The sequence below is a fragment of the Rhodococcus sp. P4_F3_2 genome, from assembly GCF_056401335.1.
The window spans coordinates 147,766-163,459 of the sequence record NZ_JBFUJN010000001.1 but is presented as its reverse complement, the minus strand read 5'-3'; the positions used below and the strand labels follow the sequence as shown (position 1 = coordinate 163,459).

The following is a 15,694-nucleotide window of genomic DNA, read 5'->3' as shown; positions in this document are numbered from 1 at the left end:
ATAGTGATTCGGACATGACGTTCTGCACCGAAAGGCCCCCGATGAGTAGCTGGTCCGATCGCCCGATCTGCGCGTTCGACCTCGAGACCACGGGGCGGGATCCGTCGACCGCTCGCATCGTCAGTGCCTGCGTCGCGGTCATCGACGGTTCGAATGTCGAAACACGCACGTGGTTACTCGATCCCGGCGTCGATATCCCCGCCGACGCTTCGGCTATTCACGGAATCAGCACCGAGTACGCGGCGCGGCACGGCCAGAACTACGCCGAGGGCTACGAAGAGATTCGCGATGCTCTGCACAATTCCTGGGCGCGCGATCACGCTGTCGTGGCGTTCAATGCCTCCTATGATCTGACGGTCATGCATGCCGAGGGTCTGCGCATCGGCAAGCCCGCATTCGTTCCCGGGTTGGTGATTGATCCGTACGTGATCGATCGGGCGATGGATACGTTCCGCAAGGGCAAGCGAACGCTTGCGGCCGTGTGCGAGCACTACGGAATTTCATTGGAGTCGGCGCACGAAGCCGAGGCCGATGCCAAAGCGGCGGCGGCGTTGGCCCGCGAGTTGGCCGTGCGGTTCCCCGACCTCCTGGGGCTCGATCTCATGGTCGATCAAGCCGATTGGCACGCCGAGCGCCAGCGTGATTTCGCCGAGTACCTACTCAGCCAGGGCCGGGACGTGGGAGACGTCAACGGCCAGTGGCCGATTCGCGTTATCGCCTGACCTCACCCCGCCGCGATCCTCGTCCCGACGGTATGGACAATCTGCACGTCCGGGTTCCACGGAATCAGCGCGTCGATCGATGCCTCCAGTTCATCCAGTGGGGGAAGGGTTTCCGGGCCGAGCACGTCGATGGTGGCGGTGCCGCCCTGCCAGGTGACATCGGTGACCTCGGCTCCCGGAGTGTCTGCGAGCCACTGTTGCGCCGCGCTCCCGATCTGCCTCGCCCACAACGACGACAGGGAGTTGCCGACCATCGGAATCGCGACGACGATCAACAGAGCGGCAAGCACGAGGTATGCCCGCCGCCGCGACGTCTTCAAGATCCCGGCGTCGCGCGCGTACCCAGCTGCGACGAACACGCCTGTCGCAGTGATGATCATGGCAACCACGTTCGATGTGAACAGTACAAACGCGCCCACCGCCAAACTCGGTGACCCCGAGCCGAGACAGACACCTACCACCGCCAACGGTGGGACAAGCGAAATTGCGATGGCAACACCGGGAAGTACGTCGCCGACATCCTTGCGCGCGATCGCGATGGCCCCGACCAAACCGGTCGCAAGTGCTGCCGTCAAGTCCATCAACGTCGGCGAAGTACGCCCAAGCACTTGGGAATTGGTCAGCACGTTGGAGGGATTCGGCAATACCTGAGCGAACGCGACACCCAATACGACGACGAGGCAGATTCCACCGACGACATAGACCAGGCTCCGCCCCACCAAAGCGCCTTGGCCAGTTGTGATGCCCAACCCGACCCCGAGAATCGGCGTCGACAAGGGAGCGACGATCATCGCTCCGATGACGGTTGCCGTGGAATCGCCCACGACACCGGCCACGGCGATCACGGCAGACAGCGTCAGCATCACCCAGAAGGCGGATCGCTTCGAATCTCGGTCCCCCACCGAAAAATTGAGCTTTTCGTCGAGCTTCGCCAATGTGCGCCGTTGTGCTTGCGGAACCACCCCGTTCACGGTCGATACTCCATCACACGCCGATACGGCGAGTGGTCTGCGCTGACCCTGCGACCCCGGTGAGCAACGAGACGATCGCGATACCGACGACGAAGTAGATTGCGGCGCTGGCGACTCGCGATGCGGTGGTCGCCGCGATCGTGAACGGCCACAGCGCCGTGGCGATCGTTGCGAGGATTCCGATCCACGCGAAGAAGTTCGACGCACGTGGCGTCGACACCATCAACGCATGCAGAAGTGCGGTAGCGACCAGCGCTGCGATCGCGGCGCTGAGAGCAAGCGAGCCGGCTTGTGAATTCCCCGGCATCCGCTCCGGTGTGATGACCGGAGTGTCGAGGATTCCCCGCACGATCAGTAGTCCGACGACTGCGGCCAGGGCCGCGACGAGCGCAGTTGCGGCCCCGCCCGCCCACAGTCGTTGTGCATTGACGGCGGGAGTCGCCGGACTGTCTGGTTGGAACTGGCTCATCGAGAGACTCCTTCACCGATACCGGATAGGGCTGTCCTTCCGAACTGTATGCGTTTCGGGACGGCCCACATTCACCCTCGACGGGTGAAAAGTACGGTGTTCTCGACTCTTCGACGGTGCCGGGGCTACGCCGGGACGGGCGGCCACACTGGGGCAATGCTCCACGGGCGCGCCACCTCGAGCTGCGACGCAACCCGGATCAGCAAATCTTCACGCCCGAACGCTCCGACCAACTGCACACCGATAGGGACGCCGGCCGAGTCATGACCCATCGGCAAGGAAATCGCAGGCTGACCTGAACTGTTGAACGGACTGGTCAAGCCGCTGTACCCGGCCGAATGCTCCCAGATCGACATGGGGTTTGCCGTATCGAGCAGACCGAGCGGAGCTGCCGGTCGAGCCATCGTCGGCGTCAGCAACAGGTCGTGATCGACAAAGAACGCACCGATCACCTGGGCTGCCCGCTCGAGTTCCTGCAATGCCTTGACGACGTTCGTCGCACTTTCGGACTTCGCGCGGTCGTAGATCATCCGAGCCATCGGCTCGAGGTCGTCGTCGCGGATTGCGCGGTTCAGGGCCTCGAGTCGTTCGTCGACCTCGATCGTCATCGGAATGCCCATCAACACGGAAAGCCCGGCAGTGAGCGCATCGAGCGGAAAGTTCGGGGCACCCTCGGTCACATCGTGACCGAGTTCTTCGAGCAGGCCGGCAACACTGGTTGTGACGGCCGAGCACTCCGGGTCCACCGGGGTGCCATCAGGAAGAGTGTTGCTCAGACCGATCCGCAACCGTCCGGGATCCGCACCAACTTCCTCGACGTACGGCCGCTTCGGCGCCAGGATCACGTAAGGATCGCCGACAGTCGGTCCGGCGGAGAGATCGAGAAGCAGTGCAGTGTCGCGGACACTTCGGGTGAGTGCGTGATGAACACTCATCGGCGACGAGAACAGCGTGCGCGCCGGTGCCGTCGGAGTACGTCCACGGCTGGGCTTGAGGCCTACCAAGCCACAGGCCGATGCGGGAATACGGATCGATCCACCGCCGTCACTGGCATGGCCGCCGGGCACGATCCCGACGGCAACAGCTACAGCTGTGCCACCCGAAGATCCGCCGGGTGAACGATCAAGGGCATAAGGGTTGCGGGTAGGCCCGAACAGCGCAGGTTCGGTACTCGCATTCTTACCGAACTCCGGGGTGTTCGTCTTGCCGATGACAACCAGACCAGCCTCACGGTACCGCTCCACGAGCGTCGAATCTTTTTCTGCCACAGCATCGGCGAACAATCGAGATCCGTTGGTGCTCGGCAATCCTGCGACGTCCATGCCCAGGTCTTTGATCACGAACGGGACGCCGTGCAGTGGACCTTCCGGCAAGCCGCCTGATACCTCGTTGCGTGCCTCCTCGCGACGCTCACTGATCACCGCGTTGACTGCCGGGTTGCGCTCGTCGAGTCTGTCCAGGCTGAACTCGAGAACTTCCTTGGCGGAGACGTCGCCGCTCTTGATCGCTTCGGCCAGGCCGGTCATGTCGTTGTTGTCGAACAAATCCTGCATCGATGCCCTCATCACTCGTGTCGAACTCTGCCGATAGTGAGGTCCGTCATACCAACCATGGCGAAGGCGTAGCTTTGAAATTCCGCTTGGCGGGACCGGCCCACCGATTCAGCCTTACAGAATCAAGCCCTGCCGCCGCGCTTCCACAACTGCTTCGTGCCGACTGCGGACGTCGAGTTTTCCCATCAGATTCCGCATGTACGTCTTGATCGTTTCGACGCTCAGGGACAACCTCTCGGCGATCTCGGCATTGCGCAGTCCCAGAGCTACGTAGCCCATCACCTCCCGCTCGCGGGGCGACAGGACAACGGTGTTCGCGACTGGAGTGTTCGCGGAAGGGTTCGGCGACGCCAACGCCCGCAACTTTGCCTCGACGGCGAGGACCTGCGCGCTGAGAGCCATGTCCTCGAGGTTCGCCGCGATCTCGCCGAGCGCCAGGACGCTCTCGGTCAACCCTTCGGATATCTGGGCATCGCGATTCGAACCATGTTCCACCGCAGCGGTATCGAGCATCGCCACCCGACGATCCACTTCGTCGCGAATCTCGAATTCGCGGGCCAACGCGTACGACGATCGCATCATCGTCTCGGCGATCACGTCGCCGATCGGCAGGTTGGCACGCAGTCCTCCGTAGATCGCTCCGCGGGTAACCCCGCGTACGACGATCGGGACTGCCATCAAGGATTCGATGGCTTCGGTGCCCACTTCGTAGTCGTAGTCGTGGGTGATGTGCGACGAGTTCGCGTAGTCCTGCACCGCGCCCGGTCGTTGTTCTGCGATCGCACGACCACCGAGTCCGCATTCGGCGTCGATCTTCAAATTTCGCAGGATGTTGCTACGAGTCCCGACGTAGCCGGTGATGGTCAGCGACCGGTCGTCGACACAACCGCCGAACAGAACCGGCAACTCGGTTCGGGGGTGCAGTCGACGCAGTTCGGCGCGCAACGCGTCGTCGTCGCTCGGTCTCAGTACCCTGCTCACTCTCACCTCCACATACCCAATTCAGAGGGTAGCGGCACCTTTGACTGGGCAATAGCGTGCATCCAGGCCATTTGTAGTGCCGATCACAACTACCGTGACACCAACCGTGTCACGTCGCCTTCGGAGGAACCGTGTCTGTCTCGACAGCTCTCGCAGCCAACAACACCCCGCTCAGTCCGCTGCGCTTTCTCGAGCGCAGCGCTGCGGTGTTCCCCGATCGCACCGCCGTCATTCACGGCGACCGGAGCTACACGTACCGAGAGTTCGGTGACGAGGTCGCAGCGCTGGCCCGCGTCCTGCGTCAACGCATTCAGCCCGGTGACCGCGTTGCGTACCTGGCGCCGAACGTTCCCGAGATGCTGTTCGCGCATTTTGCCGTCCCACTCGCCGGCGGAGTCCTGATCGCCCTGAACTCACGCCTCGCCGGCCCCGAACTCGAGTACATCCTCGATCACTCGGGAACCACGATCCTGTTCGTCGACTCCGAATTCGTCGGCTCGGTCACCTCGTCCAAGGCGAACGTGACGAGCCTGCGCGAGATCATCGAGATCCCGGACTCCACCGTCCCGTACCCGGAAGTTCCCACCGGAATCGTCACCGGGCAGTACTCCGATCTGATTGCCGAAGGTCAAGCTCTCGCCGATCAGCCACTTCACTGGGGCGTCGACGACGAGCAGCAGTGCATCGCCATCAACTACACCTCTGGCACCACCGGAAAACCCAAGGGCGTCATGTACTCCCACCGTGGGGCGTACCTGAACTCGCTCGGCGAGACATTCCACAACGGCTTCGACGGAGCGACAAAGTATCTGTGGACGCTGCCGATGTTCCACTGCAACGGGTGGTGCACGCCGTGGGCCGTCACGCAGGCCGCGGGCACACACATCTGCCTGCGCGCGGTCCGCGCCGACGCGATCTGGGACGCCATCGACAATCTGGGCGTGACGCATCTGTGCGGCGCTCCTACCGTCTGCTCCATCATCGCCGACGCGGACCAGGCCCACAAGGTCGAAGCCCTGCGCATCACCACCGCCGGCGCTCCCCCGTCACCGACGATCATCGGAAAACTCGAAGACATCGGTGTCACCGTCGTCCACGTCTACGGTCTCACCGAGGTATACGGCCCTTACACGATCTGCGAGTACCAGGAAGCCTGGGACGACAAGCCGCAGTCCGAGCGCGCCGCACTTCTCTCCCGTCAGGGAGTCGGCATGGTGCAGGCCGAAAATGCTCGCGTTGTCGATGCCGAGATGAACGACGTTCCCGCCGACGGCCAGACCATGGGTGAGATCGTGCTCCGCGGCAACAACGTGATGCTCGGTTACTACCGTGACGAGGCCGCGACCGCCGAAGCATTTGCCGGTGGTTGGTTCCATTCCGGCGACCTCGGCGTCATGCATCCCGACGGTTACATCCAGCTCAAGGACCGCGCGAAGGACATCATCATCTCGGGCGGTGAGAACATCTCCACCGTCGAGGTGGAGCAGGCGATCATGAGTCACCCTGCCGTGATCGACGTGGCAGTCGTCGGCGTTCCCGACGAGAAGTGGGGCGAGCGCCCGAAGGCATTCGTGGTGCTGGGCAAGGGATTACAGGCTTCCGCCGAAGACATCGTCGAGCACACCCGTGCATTGCTGGCCGGGTACAAGGTTCCCCGCGACATCGTCTTTCCACTCGACCTTCCTCGCACCCCGACCGGCAAGGTTCTCAAGTTCCAATTGCGTGCGTCGAAGTAATTCGGCCGTAGGGTCTCAGCGCACCGAACTGTGACGCCGGCGCAGATCGACAGGTTGCCCGTCCGAAGGGAACGGCAAGGACGTGAAGTCGAGCGGAGCGACGTAATCTGCGTCGACGTTCCAGTCGAAGCGCATGAGGAGGTGGTGCATGATTGCCTTGATCTCGGCGCCGGCGAAGTGCATTCCCAGGCATTTGTGCACTCCACCTCCGAACGGTTCCCACGCGTACCGATGAACCTTGTCTTCGCGTCGATTCTCGGCGAAACGTTCGGGATCGAAACGCTCGGGATCAGGCCAGTACTGCGCCATGTGGTGCGTGAAGTGAGGGGCGACAGAAACATACGTTCCCGCAGGCACGAAGTGACCCCGTACTTGAGTGTCGCGGACCGCTCGCCGCGCCATGACCGGTACGGGAGAGACGAGTCGGAGGCATTCCTTCATCACCAGGTCAAGGCTGCTCAGGCCGTCGAGATCTGCATAGCTGGGCGTCGAGGTCCCCAGAGCGAGCGACTCGGCACGGCACCTGTCCTGCCACTTCGGATGTTGACCTAGATATTGCATCATCGTGGAAAGGGTGATCGTCGAAGTGTCGTGTGCGGCCATCAGGAGGAAGATCATATGGTCGATCACTTCGTCGTCGCTGAAGCGTTGTCCTGCTTCGGATTCGATGTGAGAGAGCACGGAGAACAGATCATCGGTTGCGCGAGCTCGACGCGCCGGCAGGTAGCGACGAAAGAAGTCTTCCAGGACCCGGCGGCCGTCGAGTCCTCGCTTCCATCTGGTCCCCGGCACGCGGTAGCGGACCAGAGAAGTAGCCGCCTGCACACAATCCACGAAAGCCTTTTTCACCGAAGATATTTCGCTTTCGGTACTTCCTTCCGCACCGCCCATGAAGATGTCGGTGGCAAGATCGAGGGTGAGTGTCTTCAGCGCTGTGTATGCACGAAATCCGTCAGTGGGGGTCCATGTGTCGAGCGCCGAGTCGATTGCCGGATTGAGAACGTCGACAGACTTCTCGATCCGCGTCCAAGTGAACGCCTGCTGCATGATTCGACGATGCCGTAGATGTTCTTCCGAATCGAGAAGCATCAGCCCACCGTGAAAAAAGGGGCCGATAAGTACCGACCAGCCGTCGCTGTTCACAAAAGCCCGATCTTTGTTCTGCAGCACTTCCTGGCACGCGTCGGGTCCGAGAACAGCGATCCACTGCCGACCGACCATCGAGAACCAAGAGACCTCGCCGTATCGATCCCAGTTCTCTTGCATCAATGCGAGTGGATCGCGGATGTATGCAAGAGCGTGCCCGACGAGAGGCAGCCCGGAACGGCCCGAAATCGGGTGCAACTGCGAGTTCACGGGGGGACGAGCCAGGATCTTGGACACTGCGACCTCTACTCTCACTCAATCTGACAGTGCATCCTGTCAGATGGACTGTAGTCTGCGTCACAGTGGTTGCGTCTGTCAATATCGACCTATGACTTCTCCGACGCCGCGGCGGTATGCCGGCCTCAGCGGCGACCAGCGCTCAGCATTGCGGCGCGAGAGCTTGCTAGAGGCAGGGCTGGAACTATTCGCTGTCGCAGGCAGTCGAGGCGCCACGATGACCGCGATCTGTGCGCGAGCCAAGTTGACGGAACGCTACTTTTACGAAAGTTTTTCCAGCAGAGACGAACTGCTGAAAACAATCCTGGACGGAATTGCCGACGAGGTTCGCGACGCCGGCCTGACCGCACTACGAGCGAGCAACGGAACGCTCGAGCAGCGCGTACGAGATGCCATCGCGTCGTTCGTCACCCTCCTCACCGACGATCCCCGCAAGGGGCGTGTGGCAATGATCGAATCCGCTGCATACGAGCCCCTTCGCGCACACCGGCGCGCGGTACTGCACGGCTTCGCGCAAATGGTCGCGGACGAAGCCTCGCGAATGTACGGCGACCGAGCTTGGCCATCTCATCAAGGTCAGATCAACGGACTGCTCTTCGTCGGGGGCCTTGCCGAATTGGTCACCGCGTGGCTGAACGAGGAGATCGCTATTACCCCTGACGAGATCGTCGAGGCGGCAACCTACCAATTCACGTCCACCGCACACCGTTGAGATGGAACCGATCGGCATGCGGTTGCTGCCCGCCACACCGGGATGGCGCGAACAGGCGCAATACTTGTCCCCATGAGTGAACGCGCAGACCTGCCCGGAACTGACCCCGCACAGTTTCGGGTACACGTCGCGTCTCAAGCGATCCGGTTGTTCTCGGAGAACGGGTACGAAGCCACCACCGTCGAGCAGATCGCCGCTGCCGCCGGTGTGTCGCGCCGGACGTTCTTCCGGCAGTTCCGCTCCAAGGAAGACGTGATCTTCGCCGATCACGAGTCCCTCCTCGAACACGTGGCCGAGTTCCTCGCGTCCGATTCCGCCGACCCCTGGGCGTCCGTGTGCGAGGCAGCGGGACTGGTCTTCGATTTCTTCCGCCGGAACCGTGACCTGTCGATGCGGCGATACCGCGTCGTACAGCATGTTCCGGCTCTTCGCGACCGCGAACTCGTCACCGGATTCCGCTATGAGCGCCTCTTCGTCGACTACCTGCGCAGCGCTGTTCCCCGCGAACCGGTCCTCGAGGTTGTCGGTTTTGCCGCAGCTGTCACCGCGTGCCACAACTACCTCTTGCGAAGCATGATCAAAGGCGACGAAGACGCCACAGCCGAAGCGCTGAGCCAGGCATTGCTCGACGTTCGGCGGACGTACGGCGTGGCACCCGGGTCCAAGACCAGCACGCCAGAATCGAAGTCTGTGCTGGTAGTAGCATTTCCCCCGGGCACGTCCGCCGAGGAGATCAGCAGAAAAATCCACGAACAACTCGGCTGACACCGCTCGTGCACCGGAACTTCACACTCCCATCCCTTGACCTGGCACTCAGTGCCGTGTTTGACTGGGGTCATTGGCACCGGTCTGTCCGCGAATCTCGTCGGTAACGCCGGAGCCGCACCGACCGCCTTCAAGCAACCTTCACCAAGGAGCGTTCCCATGGCAGGAAACCCGGATTTCAATCTCTTCGCACTGAACGAAGAGCACGACGAACTGCGGGCTGCTATCCGCGGACTCTCCGAGAAGGAAATCGCGCCGTACGCCAAGGACGTCGACGAGAACGCACGCTTTCCCGAGGAAGCACTCACCGCTCTCAACGCGTCGGGCTTCAACGCAATCCACGTTCCCGAGGCTTACGACGGCCAGGGCGCCGACTCCGTCGCCACCTGCATCGTCATCGAGGAAGTCGCCCGCGTCTGTGGCTCCTCCTCGCTGATCCCCGCCGTGAACAAGCTCGGCACCATGGGCCTGATCCTCAAGGGTTCCGAAGAGCTCAAGTCCAAGGTGCTCCCGGACCTCGTCAACGGCGGAATGGCGTCGTACGCACTGTCCGAGCGTGAAGCCGGATCCGACGCCGCTTCGATGCGTACCCGCGCGAAGGCTGACGGCGACGACTGGATCCTCAACGGTTCCAAGTGCTGGATCACCAACGGCGGCAAGTCGACCTGGTACACCGTCATGGCTGTCACCGATCCCGACAAGGGCGCAAACGGCATCTCCTCCTTCATGGTCCACAAGGACGACGAGGGCTTTGTCGTCGGACCGAAGGAAAAGAAGCTCGGCATCAAGGGCTCCCCCACCGCTGAGCTGTACTTCGAGAACTGCCGCATCCCCGGTGACCGCATCATCGGCGAACCGGGCACCGGCTTCAAGACGGCACTCGAAACCCTCGACCACACGCGTCCCACCATCGGCGCACAGGCCGTCGGCCTTGCTCAGGGCGCACTCGACGCGGCTCTGGCATACACCAAGGACCGCAAGCAGTTCGGCAAGTCCATCAGCGACTTCCAGGCTGTGCAGTTCATGCTCGCCGACATGGCAATGAAGGTCGAAGCCGCACGTCTGATGGTCTACACCTCCGCTGCTCGCGCCGAGCGCGGAGAGAAGAACCTCGGCTTCATCTCCGCTGCCGCGAAGTGCTTCGCTTCCGACGTTGCCATGGAGGTCACCACCGACGCCGTGCAGCTGTTCGGTGGCGCCGGTTACACCACCGACTTCCCGGTCGAGCGCATGATGCGCGACGCCAAGATCACGCAGATCTACGAAGGCACCAACCAGATTCAGCGCGTCGTGATGTCGCGTGCGCTACTGAAGTAGGGCCTCCGGCCCTGTGCGCGGTCAGGCAGTCCATAGACTCCTTAACCGCGCACGGGGGCTTGACCCCTGTCTGAAGAATCTTGAGGAGAATCGTGGAACTCGTAGGCGTAATCGGCGGCGGCACCATGGGTGCCGGCATTGCCGAAGTTTGTGCAAAAGCCGGTAGCTCGGTACTGGTGCTCGAAACCAAGGAAGAATTTGCCGCCGCTGCTCGCGAACGGATCGCCAAGTCGATCAACCGCGGCGTAGCCAAGGGCAAGATCACGCAGGAAGACGCCGACGCCGCCATCGCACGCGTTCGCGTCACCCTGGACATGGAAGAGTTCGCCGATCGCGACCTGGTGATCGAGGCGGCTCCCGAGATCGAAGCTCTCAAGTACGAGATCTTCGGCAAGCTCGACAAGATCGTCAAGCCTGCAGGCATTCTGGCGACCAACACCTCGTCGATCCCCGTCATCAAGATCGCCAAGGCCACCTCGCGCCCCGGCCAGGTTGTGGGCGTTCACTTCTTCAACCCCGTGCCGGTCATGCCGCTCGTGGAGATCGTGGTCAGCCTCACGACGTCCGAAGAGACCGTCCTCGCCGTCACCGACTACGCCAAGAACACGTTGCGTAAGAAGACGGTTCGCGCGGGCGACCGCTCGGGCTTCATCGTCAACGCTCTGCTCATCCCTTACCTGTGCCAGGCAGTCCGGATGCTCGAATCCGGCTACGCCACAGCAGAAGACATCGACGAGGCCATGAAGGGCGGCTGCGGCTACCCGATGGGTCCGCTGACGCTGCTCGACACCGTCGGTCTCGACATTGCCCTCGCAGCGGCAGAGTCCCTGCACGCGGAATTCGCAGAACCGCACTACGCTCCGCCGGCGCTGCTTCGCCGCATGGTCGACGCCGGTCGTCTCGGCAAGAAGACCGGTCGCGGGTTCTACGAATACGCCTGAGTCCGACCGCTTCACTCTTCCGGCCCCTCACCTGTTGCAGGTGAGGGGCCGGAGTTGTTTTTCGGACAGATCTTGTCGAATCGATTGACAAATTCGTGTAGCGCGGCAAAAGTCATCATGTGACAACAACCGTTGTCACATGATGGCAGGCGGAGGGGCACCCAGATGAGCAGCGATGCGGACACCGGCACTCGTCGACCCAAGCCCCGGGAACTACCCAAGTCCCGAGAACTGCGAGCCGATCCGATCGGCCCCGGCTCCCTGACATGGACACACTTCGGCGACGTTCGCGGCCTGCTGTACCTCGGACGCGCAGGCACCCTGCAGAACATGCACCCCGCGGTAAGCGGAGCGCTGCAAGATCATTCGAATTTCTTCGACAACCCGCTCGACCGCCTGTTCCGCTCCCTGCCGCCCATCTACGGCGTCGTGTACGACCGGACCGAAGAGGGCACAGGCACGCTCGTTCGCAACTTCCACACCGATCTCAAAGGAATCGACGAAACCGGCGGGCACTACCACGCCCTCGCTCCTGACACTTTCTGGTGGACACACGTCACGTTCTTCGAGGTGATTCTCGATTTCAACGAGCGATTCGCGTACAAGAAGTTCACGCAGGAGCAGAAGGACCAACTTGTCCGTGAGGCCGTAACCTGGTGGCGCTGTTACGGACTCACCGATCGGCCGGCTTTCGACGACTACGCCAGCTTCCGCATGTACTGGGAAGACATGCTCGACAACCAGTTGATCAACACCCACACCACGAAGTGGTCGACACACATCGCCGAGCACGACATCGCACCGGCTCCGAAGGTTCCGACATGGCTGTGGCGTCTTAGCTCTCGCCCCACGATGGCCGTGGCGAACTGGATCGGCAAGGCACTGATGCCGGAGAAGGCACGCAAGACCCTTGAATGGGAATGGACGCCGCGCGACGAACGGATGTACTTCTGGTTCGCCCGCTTCCTGACATTGACAGATCGGTTCTGGCATCTGCTGCCGCTACGACTGCGGTATGCGCCGCGCGCCTACTCGGGCATCCGCGCGCAGGGTCTGTGAGCACTCGTCGGTAGGCTGGAGTGCGTGCCAGCCCAACTCCCCTCCGACGCGATCAGTGTCCGCGTGGACAGCTGGACGTGGGCGGTTCGGCTGTTCAAGACACGCTCGCAGGCGGCGACGGCCTGCCGATCGGGACACGTTCGGGTCAATGGAACGTCGGCAAAGGCGGCTCAGCAGGTGAAAGCCGGCGACGAGGTGCGGGTGCGTGTATCCGGCATCGAACGCATTGTCGTCGTGGTCAAGCCGATCACGAAGCGAGTCAGCGCGGTGCTGGCCGCCGATTGCCTGCAGGACAATTCGCCGCCCCCACCACCGCCCGAACTGATTGCGTCCATTCCGCGACGTGATCGCGGCGCCGGCAGACCGACCAAGCGCGAGCGACGTGACCTCGAGAAGTTGCGCGGCCTCGAGCCGTAACCACCGCCTCGAACGCGTCACGACCTCGAAACAGGCTGACGCAGAACCGTCTTCAGTTTCTCGGGCGGCGTCCGGCGCGCATCACTGAGGTAGATCTCGTGATGATCGCCGTTGAAACTGAAGCCGTTCGACGGGATGAACGTGTTGTGCAGCCGGTCCAAGGTGGGAGCTTCGTCGTCGTACGAGCCGACGTGAAGAATCTGGACGGACAGACCTTCCTCCAACTCGAGAAACCTGACCTTGTCGAGAGCGGCAATCTCCTTCTTGGCCCGCACTGCCTTGGCTCGGACTGCTGCAATCGCCGCAGACAGTTCGGCGCCCGTGATCCACTCCGGTTGCGAGATCATCATCGTCCAATCCCAGGCCGCCTTGTCCCGTGCCACGAACACCTCGGGATCATCTGCCCGCCACAACCCTTCCAGCGGGCCAACGACGAAGTCGCGATCCAATTCCTTCTTGCTCGCGAATTTTGCCGAGTAGGACACCGAATACAGCGCTTCGAGCGCCTCGGAGTACTCGGTGGCAGTGTTGGGGTCGCCGTGACCGTCGACGGCGAAGTAGCCGAAGCGGGGAACGGTCACGAGGGCAAAATCGCGGCGCCCAGGCGAGTAGAGATCCTTGTATGCCTTCTTGACGTCGTACTTCTCCATGCGCCACCCACCTGATCACTGGCCGAGTTTCAACGTTCGGAAACCTATCCGAGAACACCGACATCCCGATAGCGGACCACTGTCCCCTTGTTAATAGACCAGTGGACCTTTACTCTGGACGGGGTGACTACACCCCAGGCGACCGACGTCGCTCGAGTTCCGCGCCGCAGACCGTTGCGGATCGTTGCCATATCCGCGATTGTCGCGTCGATCTTGGCTCTGTTGTTCGTGTACCCGTGGTGGAGCTTGTTCATCCGGCCGGACTGGCCGACGGCGGTGGCAGTTTTCGGCACCGTTCTGTTTGCCACCCTCTTGATCGCCCTGCCTGCCAGTATGGTGCTCAGCCACGGACACACCGACCGCGATCCAGTTCGCCTGATCGGCGACGCCCTCCTCGGAATCATCTGGGTCGTGTTCGTGTGGACCCTGCTCGGCGAAGTTCTGAGGCTCGGACTGCTCGTCGGCGGCGTGGATGACCCGCTTCGATCGAGAATTGTCGCCGTTGCCGCACTGATCATCTCGGCCCTTCTGCTGATCTGGGGCTACCGGGAAGCCATGAGACTGCCACGGATCAAGCAGGTCGACGTCACCATCCCCCGCCTTGGTGCGGGGATGGACAAACTTCGGGTAGTCGCGATCACCGACACTCACTTCGGGCCGATCAATCGCGAGAAGTGGTCCGAGCGCGTGATCGCGGCAGTCAACGATCTCGACGCCGACATCGTGGCCCACGTCGGTGACATCGCCGACGGAACGGTAGAGCAGCGCCTCGGCCAAGCGACCCCCCTCGCATCGGTCGAAGCCGGGCTCGCTCGCGTCTACGTGACCGGCAATCACGAGTACTTCCACGAGGCTCAGGAGTGGCTCGACTACATGACCTCGATCGGCTGGGACGCGCTGCACAACCGCCATCTCGTCGCCACCAAGGGCGGAGACAGACTGGTCATCGCCGGAGTCGACGATGCAACAGCGCTGGGATCGAAACTCGACGGACACGGCGCGAACTTCGACATGGCCCTGGCCGGCTCCGACCCCGAATTGCCGATCCTGATGCTCGCCCACCAACCGAAGCAGGTTACTCAGTCCGCTTCCGCGGGAGTGGATCTGCAGCTCGCCGGTCATACCCACGGCGGACAGATCTGGCCCTTCAACTTTCTGGTGAAACTCGATCAACCGTCGGTGCACGGGCTTACCAGGCACGGAGAACGTACGCAGCTGTACACCAGCCGGGGAACCGGATTCTGGGGTCCGCCCTTCAGGGTGTTCGCACCGAGCGAGATAACCGTTCTGACGCTGCACAGCGCCTGATCGTTCTCAGCTCGTTCGGGTTGCCGCTCGCGCCGACAACCCGACGAGCTGGTTGATCAGACCTTCACGCAGGCCGACTGCGAACATGTCGGAGGCCGGGGGCGCCTGCATCTCGTTCAGTACGACGACCATGGATTCAGTCGGCTCGGCAGTCGGCCACAAGCCGGCAACGATCACCAGGGTTACCTTGGCGAATTGAGCGGCGTCGCCCTCCGAGAGATGGGGCAGTTGCGAATGAACCAGCGACGCAAACCTTCCCGAGTTGACCGTCGCCCGCTTCTTGAAGTCACGGGCGAAGTCGACGGAGATGTTTCTTTCGAGGACACCGGCCATGACACTCATCAACTCGCACAGTAACCGCTGTGAGACAAGCGATTCCGCAACCGCGGATGCCACATGAATTTCAGCGGCAAACGGTGAGTCGCCACCGGTCGGAGTCAACGATTCGGACAACCCGTCCAGCCACGCTACCCAGTTCTCGTCGAGCACTTCGAGAAAGATGGCCTCGCGACTGTCGAAGTATCGGAGCACGTTCGACTTCGCGAGGCCGACGCTCTCACTGAGCTCACGCAGGCTGATGTCTGCGACTGGCTTGGACCCGAGCATCGCGCGAGCTGCGTCGAGAATCGCGCACCGACGTGCTTCGATCTGCTCGGGCCTGCGCGCGCGCTGGAATCCATGGGTCGCCACCATCACGCAAGATTATCAGA

Annotated in this window: 16 protein-coding genes; 9 read left to right on the top strand and 7 right to left on the bottom strand. The window is 62.2% G+C overall.

What is annotated here, in order from left to right:
- The first annotated feature begins 41 nt into the window (after nt 1–41).
- Nucleotides 42–722, top strand: a complete 681-nt coding sequence (locus AC1DWA_RS00800) for a 3'-5' exonuclease (RefSeq protein WP_019745237.1) — start codon at nt 42–44, stop codon at nt 720–722.
- Nucleotides 723–724: 2 nt separating this feature from the next.
- Here the strand turns inward: AC1DWA_RS00800 and AC1DWA_RS00795 are convergent, their stop codons facing one another.
- From AC1DWA_RS00795 to AC1DWA_RS00780, 4 genes are all read right to left on the bottom strand, one after another.
- Nucleotides 725–1,693, bottom strand: coding sequence for a TIGR00341 family protein (locus AC1DWA_RS00795; protein ID WP_477845686.1), 969 nt, complete (start codon nt 1,691–1,693; stop codon nt 725–727).
- A gap of 13 nt (nt 1,694–1,706) precedes the next feature.
- Complete coding sequence (locus tag AC1DWA_RS00790; protein ID WP_020909071.1) at nt 1,707–2,162, bottom strand: DUF6069 family protein; 456 nt, start codon at nt 2,160–2,162, stop codon at nt 1,707–1,709.
- A gap of 125 nt (nt 2,163–2,287) precedes the next feature.
- A complete protein-coding gene (locus AC1DWA_RS00785) occupies nt 2,288–3,715 on the bottom strand; it encodes an amidase (RefSeq protein WP_080909593.1) in 1,428 nt (475 codons plus the stop codon).
- A 114-nt stretch (nt 3,716–3,829) separates the two neighbouring features.
- Nucleotides 3,830–4,696, bottom strand: a complete 867-nt coding sequence (locus tag AC1DWA_RS00780) for a helix-turn-helix transcriptional regulator (protein ID WP_041815263.1) — start codon at nt 4,694–4,696, stop codon at nt 3,830–3,832.
- Nucleotides 4,697–4,827: 131 nt separating this feature from the next.
- Between AC1DWA_RS00780 and AC1DWA_RS00775 the strand changes: the two genes are divergently transcribed.
- Entirely contained in the window at nt 4,828–6,432 is a 1,605-nt protein-coding gene (locus AC1DWA_RS00775) for an acyl--CoA ligase family protein (protein WP_279164268.1), read from the top strand.
- A gap of 15 nt (nt 6,433–6,447) precedes the next feature.
- Here AC1DWA_RS00775 and AC1DWA_RS00770 read toward each other — a convergent pair whose 3' ends face one another.
- Nucleotides 6,448–7,815, bottom strand: a complete 1,368-nt coding sequence (locus AC1DWA_RS00770; protein ID WP_477845713.1) for a cytochrome P450 — start codon at nt 7,813–7,815, stop codon at nt 6,448–6,450.
- A 91-nt stretch (nt 7,816–7,906) separates the two neighbouring features.
- Between AC1DWA_RS00770 and AC1DWA_RS00765 the strand changes: the two genes are divergently transcribed.
- The 6 genes from AC1DWA_RS00765 to AC1DWA_RS00740 all read left to right on the top strand — a co-directional run bounded on the left by AC1DWA_RS00765 (nt 7,907) and on the right by AC1DWA_RS00740 (nt 13,026).
- Entirely contained in the window at nt 7,907–8,527 is a 621-nt protein-coding gene (locus AC1DWA_RS00765; RefSeq protein ID WP_477845685.1) for a TetR/AcrR family transcriptional regulator, read from the top strand.
- Between the two features lie 72 nt (nt 8,528–8,599).
- Nucleotides 8,600–9,292, top strand: a complete 693-nt coding sequence (locus AC1DWA_RS00760) for a TetR family transcriptional regulator (protein ID WP_024487439.1) — start codon at nt 8,600–8,602, stop codon at nt 9,290–9,292.
- Nucleotides 9,293–9,451: 159 nt separating this feature from the next.
- Nucleotides 9,452–10,609, top strand: a complete 1,158-nt coding sequence (locus tag AC1DWA_RS00755) for an acyl-CoA dehydrogenase (protein ID WP_003939784.1) — start codon at nt 9,452–9,454, stop codon at nt 10,607–10,609.
- A 92-nt stretch (nt 10,610–10,701) separates the two neighbouring features.
- Complete coding sequence (locus AC1DWA_RS00750) at nt 10,702–11,550, top strand: 3-hydroxybutyryl-CoA dehydrogenase (RefSeq protein WP_283308282.1); 849 nt, start codon at nt 10,702–10,704, stop codon at nt 11,548–11,550.
- Between the two features lie 165 nt (nt 11,551–11,715).
- Nucleotides 11,716–12,609, top strand: coding sequence for an oxygenase MpaB family protein (locus AC1DWA_RS00745; RefSeq protein ID WP_477845684.1), 894 nt, complete (start codon nt 11,716–11,718; stop codon nt 12,607–12,609).
- Nucleotides 12,610–12,633: 24 nt separating this feature from the next.
- Nucleotides 12,634–13,026, top strand: coding sequence for an RNA-binding S4 domain-containing protein (locus tag AC1DWA_RS00740; RefSeq protein ID WP_029256216.1), 393 nt, complete (start codon nt 12,634–12,636; stop codon nt 13,024–13,026).
- A 17-nt stretch (nt 13,027–13,043) separates the two neighbouring features.
- Here the strand turns inward: AC1DWA_RS00740 and AC1DWA_RS00735 are convergent, their stop codons facing one another.
- On the bottom strand, nt 13,044–13,676 hold the full coding sequence (locus tag AC1DWA_RS00735) for a GyrI-like domain-containing protein (protein ID WP_477845683.1): 633 nt from the start codon (nt 13,674–13,676) through the stop codon (nt 13,044–13,046).
- A gap of 123 nt (nt 13,677–13,799) precedes the next feature.
- Between AC1DWA_RS00735 and AC1DWA_RS00730 the strand changes: the two genes are divergently transcribed.
- A complete protein-coding gene (locus tag AC1DWA_RS00730) occupies nt 13,800–14,984 on the top strand; it encodes a metallophosphoesterase (protein WP_477845682.1) in 1,185 nt (394 codons plus the stop codon).
- Nucleotides 14,985–14,990: 6 nt separating this feature from the next.
- Here the strand turns inward: AC1DWA_RS00730 and AC1DWA_RS00725 are convergent, their stop codons facing one another.
- A complete protein-coding gene (locus tag AC1DWA_RS00725) occupies nt 14,991–15,677 on the bottom strand; it encodes a TetR/AcrR family transcriptional regulator (RefSeq protein WP_020970748.1) in 687 nt (228 codons plus the stop codon).
- Nucleotides 15,678–15,694: the final 17 nt, after the last annotated feature.

Excerpts from the sequence above, each read along its gene's own strand:
- AC1DWA_RS00800 (WP_019745237.1), top strand. The coding sequence starts at position 42 with ATGAGTAGCTGGTCCGATCGCCCGATCTGCGCGTTCGACCTCGAGACC.
- AC1DWA_RS00790 (WP_020909071.1), bottom strand. The coding sequence starts at position 2,162 with ATGAGCCAGTTCCAACCAGACAGTCCGGCGACTCCCGCCGTCAATGCA.
- AC1DWA_RS00785 (WP_080909593.1), bottom strand. The coding sequence starts at position 3,715 with ATGCAGGATTTGTTCGACAACAACGACATGACCGGCCTGGCCGAAGCG.
- AC1DWA_RS00765 (WP_477845685.1), top strand. The coding sequence starts at position 7,907 with ATGACTTCTCCGACGCCGCGGCGGTATGCCGGCCTCAGCGGCGACCAG.
- AC1DWA_RS00760 (WP_024487439.1), top strand. The coding sequence starts at position 8,600 with ATGAGTGAACGCGCAGACCTGCCCGGAACTGACCCCGCACAGTTTCGG.
- AC1DWA_RS00755 (WP_003939784.1), top strand. The coding sequence starts at position 9,452 with ATGGCAGGAAACCCGGATTTCAATCTCTTCGCACTGAACGAAGAGCAC.
- AC1DWA_RS00745 (WP_477845684.1), top strand. The coding sequence starts at position 11,716 with ATGAGCAGCGATGCGGACACCGGCACTCGTCGACCCAAGCCCCGGGAA.
- AC1DWA_RS00735 (WP_477845683.1), bottom strand. The coding sequence starts at position 13,676 with ATGGAGAAGTACGACGTCAAGAAGGCATACAAGGATCTCTACTCGCCT.
- AC1DWA_RS00725 (WP_020970748.1), bottom strand. The coding sequence starts at position 15,677 with ATGGTGGCGACCCATGGATTCCAGCGCGCGCGCAGGCCCGAGCAGATC.